At 66.0% G+C, this 7,081-nt stretch carries 4 protein-coding genes and 1 rRNA gene; 1 reads left to right on the top strand and 4 read right to left on the bottom strand.

From position 1 onward, the window contains the following. Nucleotides 1-64, bottom strand: a 16S ribosomal RNA gene (locus tag AC07S4_RS29980); the annotation flags it as partial. Between the two features lie 531 nt (nucleotides 65-595). On the opposite strand from AC07S4_RS29980, the gene AC07S4_RS29975 reads away from it, so the two are divergent. After that, on the top strand, nucleotides 596-2,545 hold the full coding sequence (locus AC07S4_RS29975; RefSeq protein ID WP_494990063.1) for a sigma-54-dependent Fis family transcriptional regulator: 1,950 nt from the start codon (nucleotides 596-598) through the stop codon (nucleotides 2,543-2,545). A 17-nt stretch (nucleotides 2,546-2,562) separates the two neighbouring features. Here AC07S4_RS29975 and AC07S4_RS29970 read toward each other — a convergent pair whose 3' ends face one another. The 3 genes from AC07S4_RS29970 to AC07S4_RS29960 are packed head-to-tail and all read right to left on the bottom strand — an operon-like array spanning nucleotide 2,563 to nucleotide 6,960. Then, nucleotides 2,563-3,546 carry an FAD:protein FMN transferase gene (locus AC07S4_RS29970; protein ID WP_494990062.1) on the bottom strand — a complete coding sequence of 328 codons (984 nt, stop codon included), beginning with the start codon at nucleotides 3,544-3,546 and terminating at the stop codon, nucleotides 2,563-2,565. Next, entirely contained in the window at nucleotides 3,543-5,765 is a 2,223-nt protein-coding gene (locus tag AC07S4_RS29965; RefSeq protein WP_494990061.1) for a 4Fe-4S binding protein, read from the bottom strand. Before AC07S4_RS29965 ends, AC07S4_RS29970 begins: the two co-directional genes overlap by 4 nt. Nucleotides 5,766-5,805: 40 nt before the next feature. Further along, entirely contained in the window at nucleotides 5,806-6,960 is a 1,155-nt protein-coding gene (locus AC07S4_RS29960) for a porin (protein WP_494990060.1), read from the bottom strand. Nucleotides 6,961-7,081: the final 121 nt, after the last annotated feature.

The following is a 7,081-nucleotide window of genomic DNA, read 5'->3' as shown; positions in this document are numbered from 1 at the left end:
CGACTTGCATGTGTAAAGCATGCCGCCAGCGTTCAATCTGAGCCAGGATCAAACTCTTCAGTTCAATCTCTGTTTAACGTCGTTGCCGACGTGGTCGCTCTTCAAAATAACTGACGATTCCTCTTTCGAGGTCACGTTTATTTCTTTTGTTGAGCGTTTAATAATTTGAGTTTCACAGCTTGCGCTGCGGGCCTCAACATCAAACGCCCACACTTATCGATTGTAAATTTTTAAAGAATTCTGCGTTGTTGCCGAAGCGTTTTGTTCAGCAGCAGAGAGATGAGATTATGAGGCGTTTCGTTCAAACCGTCAACCCCTCATTTTCCTACTCTCCTACGCTGCGTATGCTCAACAGCGCGGGGACAGAACTATAGCAAGGACCAGTCCCATAGGCAAGCTCTATTTCGCGGCGGTTCAGGTTCATGTAAGCAGGTGGCATCACGCTTGCTAATAGCAAGGGAACGGCACGGCGAATGGCCCTGCCGGGGCATTTGCTCCACTCCAGCTGTACCGGAACGGAACAGGTGCTCAAATAAGGAACACCCGGCACACACAAAAACGCCGCATCAGACGGCCCATTGCAGGAATCGGAGACATGTACCAGCCAACCGCCACCAGTGCCGCTCCAGAAATGGCCGGCATCATTAGCACTTCGCACGAGCGCTCGCTCGCCTATGGACTGTGCCCGGAGAGCCGGCAGGACTTCGGCACCATCGCCCGCAACGATCTTGCCCTGCTTATAGAGAAGAACAAGATGCTGCATACCCATGCCCTGCCCGCCATGGAGACGCTGTACCAGCAAATCATCAACACCCACAATATGGTGCTGCTGACGGATGCGAACGGCGTGATCCTGCACTCCCTGGGCGACGCCGACTTCCTGGAAAAGGCCAACCGGGTGGCGCTGCAGCCCGGCGCGGCCTGGTCCGAGGAGTGCCGGGGCACCAACGCCATCGGCACGGCCATTGCTGAAAAGAGCGCGGCGCTGGTCCATGCGGACCAGCATTATTTGCATGCGAATCATTTCCTCACCTGCTCCGCCGCGCCCATCACCGACCATCACGGCAACGTGGTCGGCGTGCTGGACGTGTCCGGCGACCAGCGCAGCTACCACAAGCACACCATGGCGCTGGTGCGCATGTCCGCGCTGATGATAGAGAACCAGCTGTTCTCGGCCGCGTTTGAAGATGCGATCACGCTGCATTTTCATACCCGGCCCGAGTTCATCGGCACGCTGATGGAGGGTATCGCCTCGTTCACACCCGGCGGGCGCTTCCTGTCCGCCAACCGCAACGGGCTGTTCCAGCTGGGACTGAGCTACGCCGCGCTGCAAACACATACCTTCAATTCGCTGTTCGGCCTGCCCGTGTCCGCCCTGTTCGACCACTACCGCACCGCCGCCCCCGGCCTGCTCGACTTGTGCATGCATAACGGGGTGCGCGTGTCCGGCCGCGCCCAGCTGCGCCTGGCCAGCAGCCGCTTCCAGCATGTGCTGGCGGCGCCGCAGGACGGCGAGCCCGCGCCGCGCCCTGCGGCCCAGGCTTCGCCCATGCACGCGGCCAATGCAGCGCGCAAGCTTTCCGGCTTGCGCTACCTGCGCACCGGCGACCCGCAGCTGGAACTGGTGATAGACAAGGTGACGCGGGTGCTGGGTAAAGATATCCCCATCATGATCATGGGCGAGACGGGGACCGGCAAGGAACTGCTAGCCCAGGCCATACACAACGACTCGCCCCGTTCGCAGGGACCGTTCATCCCAGTCAATTGCGCCTCCATTCCGGAAACGCTGATCGAGTCCGAACTGTTCGGCTATGAAGACGGCGCCTTCACCGGCGCGCGCAAGAAAGGCGCTGTAGGCCGCATTCTGCAAGCGAACGGCGGCACGCTGTTCCTGGACGAGATAGGCGATATGCCTTACAGCTTGCAGGCGCGGCTGCTACGCGTACTGCAGGAGCGCATGGTAACGCCGCTCGGCAGCAGCAAGTCCATTCCGGTGAACGTGGAAGTCATTTGTGCCACCAACCACAATCTGCGCGAGCGCATTGCGAACGGCTTGTTCCGCGAAGACCTGTATTACCGGCTGAACGGCCTGGTGGTGAAGCTGCCGCCGCTGCGCGAACGCACCGACCTGGAAACCGTGGTGAAAAAGATCATTGCCATCGAATCCGGCAGTACGCGCTACACGCTGGCGCCGGAAATGCTGGAACTGTTCCACTGCCACAAATGGCCGGGCAACTTCCGCCAGCTCACCAATCTGCTGCGCACCGCCATTGTGATGGCCGGGGACGAGTACGAAATCTCGCAGCGGCATATGCCGGACGACTTCCTCGACGATATCGCAGCGGCCGGTCCCTGCGGCGAGGCGCCGCCAGGCGCGGGACAGCATGGCGCCCTGCTGCTGGCCAGCGGCGCCCGGCTGGAAGATGTGGAGCACTCCCTGATCCAGAAGACGCTGGCGGCGCACGGCGGCAACGTGTCGGCCACGGCGCGGGCGCTGGGCGTGTCCCGCAATACCATTTACCGCAAGATGCCGCATTTGAAATAGCCCGCCGCACTGCGCCATCATGCCGGTGCCGCCGCCGCCGCAAAACCGGGCGAGCGGCGCGCCCTACCCTGCTTGTCCACCGTAAGCAGATCGATGCCTGGCAGGCGGCCGGCCAGCGCATGGGCCTTCTTCGCTCCCATCACCATGAATGCGGTCGACAAGCCATCCGCCAGCAGCGCGGAAGGCGCCAGCACGGTCACGCCGGCCAGTTCCGGCGGCGAGTCGCCCCGTTCCGGATCGAAGATATGGTGGTGCACACGGTCCTGGGTGAACACGGCCTCGTAATCGCCCGAGGTGGCGATGCAGCGGTCCCGCGCCAGCACGATGTCGGTGCAGGCCAGCGGATCGCGCGGATCGCGCACGCCCAGCGCCCAGGACTGCCCCGGCGCCTTCGCTCCGCTGGCGGCGAATTCGCCCGTGTCCAGCAGGGCGTTGCGGATGCCGTGGCGGCGCAGCGCAGCCAGCGCCAGGTCGGCAGCGTAGCCTTGGGCCAGGCCGTTAAGTGTGATGCTCATGCCGGGCAGGAGAAAGCGCGCCTCGCTGCGCCGGAACGACAGGTTGCGCCAGCCGACGCGGGAGCGCGCATGGCGCAGCAGCGGCGCGTCCGGCAGAAGGCCGCGCTGCGCGGCTTCGCTGTAGGCCAGCCATAAAGGCTGTACCGTGACGTCGAAAGCGCCGTCGGTCAGCTGGGACAGGGCGCGCGCTTGCGCCAGCACCACCAGCAGGCGAGCGTCCGGTTCGGCCAGCGCGCCGTCGCGGTTCAGGCGGAACACCTGGCTGGCGGGATGGTAGATCGACATCAGCCTGTCCACCGCTTGCGCTTCGTGCAGGGCTGCGGCCATGGCAGCCTGTGCGAGCGCGCCATCGTCGTGCGCCACCGTGACGGTGATGGTGGTGCCGAACGCCTGCGCGGCGGCCTTGTGCAGACGCGCGGGCAGCGATGCGGCGCCTGCGCCGGCCAGCAGCCCCATGGATGCGGCAAGTACGGTCCTTCGTTTCATGCTGTGTGCTCCTTCGCGTCGGCGCGCGCAATGGGAATGAAGTTGCTGCGCTTGCGCTCCAGCAGCAGCGGTGCGCACTTGTCTTCACTGTCATGGATAACGACGCAGTCCAGGCACTGGAAGCACTCGCCGTAGTCGACCGTTCCCGCCGGCTTGATGGACTGGTAGGCGCAGCGGTGGCGGCAAGTCTGGCAGGGCTGGCCGCATTCGGCGCGGCGCGGCAGCCAGTCGAACAGGCGGACGCGCCCGAGCAGGGCCAGGCAAGCGCCCAGCGGACATAGATAGCGGCAGAAGAATTTGAACCAGCAGGCGCTGAACAGCACCAGGCCGGCCGCATACGCCACGTAGGGCCAGCTGCGCGCGAAGCCGAGCGTGATGGCGGTCTTGAACGGTTCCAGTTCCACCAGCCGCTCATGCCAGACTGCCGCCGGAGCCGCGATGGCGCCGGCGCCGCTGGTAGCGCTGCTGGCGATGAGCACATTGATGGCGATGGCGGCGAGCGCGGCAAACTTCAGCCATTTGAGGCGCGCGTCCGCACTGCTGCGCAGGCGTATTTGCGGCAAGCGCAGCAAGCGGCCCAGATGCGCGCTGAACTCCTGCAGCGCGCCGAAGGGACACAGCCAGCCGCAGTAAGCGCCGCGCCCCCATGCCAGCAGCGCGGCCAGCGCGAACACCCACACCAGCAGCGTGGCGGGATCGAACATCAGATACGCCAGGCTGCGTCCGGCCGCCAGCGCCTGCACTGCGCCGGCCACGTTGACGATGGAAAGCTGGGCCTGGCACCAGTAGCCGACAAAGCCCGCAGTGAACAGCAGGTAGACGATGCGGAAGCGCTGCAGCCGCGCCCCGCTCGCCGCCAGGCGCCGCTGCAGCATCAGCGCGCCGGCCAGTGCCAGCAAGCCGGCGGCCAGCACCGCCAGTTCCAAGCCGCGTGCACGCCACACGCTGCCCCAGGATTTTTCATCGGCGGCGCCGGCTGTGTAATAGCGCTGCGGCAGCCGGTATTGCAGCGCCAGCTCGCGCGTGATCCGCTCAGGGTAGACGATGCCTTTGCTGCGCGTGAGCGGCAGCGCGAAGTCCAGCGGCAAGCCCGGGTCCATGCCGGCCTGGGCGATCACGCGGAATGCGGCCACGCGCGCGCCGCCAAACGCGGCCGCGTCCTTCAAGGTGAGATCGAGGTCGAGATCGCGCAGCTCCAGCGGCAGCCCCTGCTGCTTCAGCACCAGCCGGTCCGGCACGCTGCCGCGCACGAATTCGTCCGGCATCAGCGTGTAGCGGCCGGACCAGATGGCCAGCAGCGCGTGGTCGCCGGGCTCCAGGCGCGCCTGCAGCTTGCTCCAGCTGCGCGGCGACAGCAGCGAGCGGCCCACGGCCGGCACCGATACATAAGCCATGCGCAGGTCGAGAAACACGCCGCCAGGATCACGCAGCGCCTCCGCATCCAGGCCGGCGCCCGGCGTGCCCTTGAACAGCGCCTCGGCTTCCCGGTTCGGCACATGCAGCTGCTGCAGCACGCCTTGCGCCACCATGCGCTCCAGGCTGAGCACCTCGTCCACGTCCTCCCGCACGCGGGCGGCCAGCGCGGGATCGCGCCCGGCAGCAAAGCCCAGCCGGGCACGCGCCACCTTCAATGCAGCCGACAACACGCTTTGGTTGATGATGCGCACCGAGGCGGTGGCCTTCGCCACGCCGTCCAGATGCACATCGCGCGCGCTGCCGTTCTTGTCGCTCTTGCCGCCGATGCGGATCGGGCTGGCCAGCGGCACGCCTTTGTACTGCGCCAAAAACTGCCGCAGCGGCGCTACGCCCAGCCCTTCGAGGAACACCGGTTCGTGCTGCGACAGCAGCGACACGCCGATGAATTCCCCCTTCGCGTCCAGCGCCACCAGCAGATTGGGCGGCACGCCGGCAAAGCCGGGCACCGGCGCCAGATCGGCGGACTCGAACACATAGCCCGCCAGCTCGGTGGCCGTGGCGTTCTGGCGGTACAGCGGCCAGACCGGCAGCGCCGCGTCGCGCTCGCCCACCACCAACGGCGGGGGAAAGCGCTGCGCCACGGCGGCGCGGTCCAGCTCGGCCGCCGCCGATGGCACAGGCAGCGCCAGCGCAGCAGCCAGGGCCACCGCCGCCGCCAGCGCCAGCAGCGAGCAATGCCGCAGCCGGCGCGCGCAGCGCAGCCACGCCTGCCGCCGCCCCTGCCGCCGCATCTGTCGCCGCATCTGTCGAATACTCGCCTGTGCCATGAACGCGCCGCTCCCGTCAGAAGAAGATGATGCCGCCAAGCGAGGCGCCATTCATTTTGGCTTCACTGCCATTGAAGCCCTTGGAGCGGGTCTGCCCCACTTCGCCCACCAGCGTGATGGCGCTGTTAAGCGTGTAATAAGCGCCCAGCGTGAGATTGGCGTTGGACTTCAGGCCGCCGGTGCCGGCCGTGTTGTCGCTGTTCTTGCTGATGCCGTAGCCCAGGCCCAGCTTCATCTTGCCGGTGGCCTTATAGGTGCCCTGCACGAAGTAATTGCGCGCCGTGGTGTTGCCCTGATCCGCGTCGGACAGCACGCCGAGGCCTTTGCCGCCCTGCACATTGGCCAGCAAGCCCAGCGCGCCTTCGCTGTACGAAGCGCCAGCCTCGAACGCGTTCATGGTGAAGTCCTTGACGCCCGCCGTGACCGATTCGAACTTCTGCGTCTTGGCGCCCAACCAGGCCTTGGCGCCGCCGCCGCTCCACGTCAACTGGCCCTGCAATTGCGGGCTGGTCTTGGTCGAGTACAGCGAAGGCGTGAGCAGGGGAGTGTCGGACACGGGGCTTACCAGCGCCACGTCGGCGCCGAAGCCCGCGCTTTTCGGCGAGCTGTAGGCGATCTGGCCGTAGTAGCCCACGTAGCTGTAGCCGGCGCCGATGTGGCCCAGCGTGACGCGGCCGCGCTGCGTGGCCTGCACCGGCGCGCCCGCGCCGATCAGCGTCATGTCGCCGAAAATGGCGCCGGCGCCGAACAGGCCATTGTCGCGGCCCATCTTGATGGTGCCCATCTCCGCGGTGCCGAAAGTGAAGTAGGCCTGGCGCACGTCCACGCCGCTGTTCTGGCTGATGGCGCTGTCGGTGGCGGTGGCGTGGTACATGCCGATGAGCGCCTTGACGTCGTAGCCGCCCAGGCTGGAGCTGGCGGAAGTGACCAGGCCATTCGGCAGCAAGCCGTTGCCGATGGTGCTGCGGTCGTCCTGGCCGCCGCAGCCCAGGCCCTTGCCCGCCAGCGCCAGCCCGCCCACCGCATTGCCGGAGCAGGACACCTGCGTGTAGTAGGCGTTGACGATGCCGCCCACGCCCACGGTCCAGTCGCCCGCTTTGAAATCCACCGCGCCCGCGTGCTGCGCCGTGAACGCCGCTACAGCCATGCCACCCATGATGATCTTCTTCATTACTGTCTCCCTTGTTTTAGTACATCGATTGATGTATCCCTACAAGGGCAATTAGCGTGCCGAGCCCGCTGCACTGGGAAGGGCCTGCGGCGCGCCGCGCTTGCTGTGCCAATTCGGACCA

This window comes from Pseudoduganella sp. GW821-FHT05F09, from assembly GCF_059419605.1.
The sequence above is the reverse complement of the archived record's forward strand: the minus strand, read 5'-3'. Positions and strand labels throughout refer to the sequence as shown.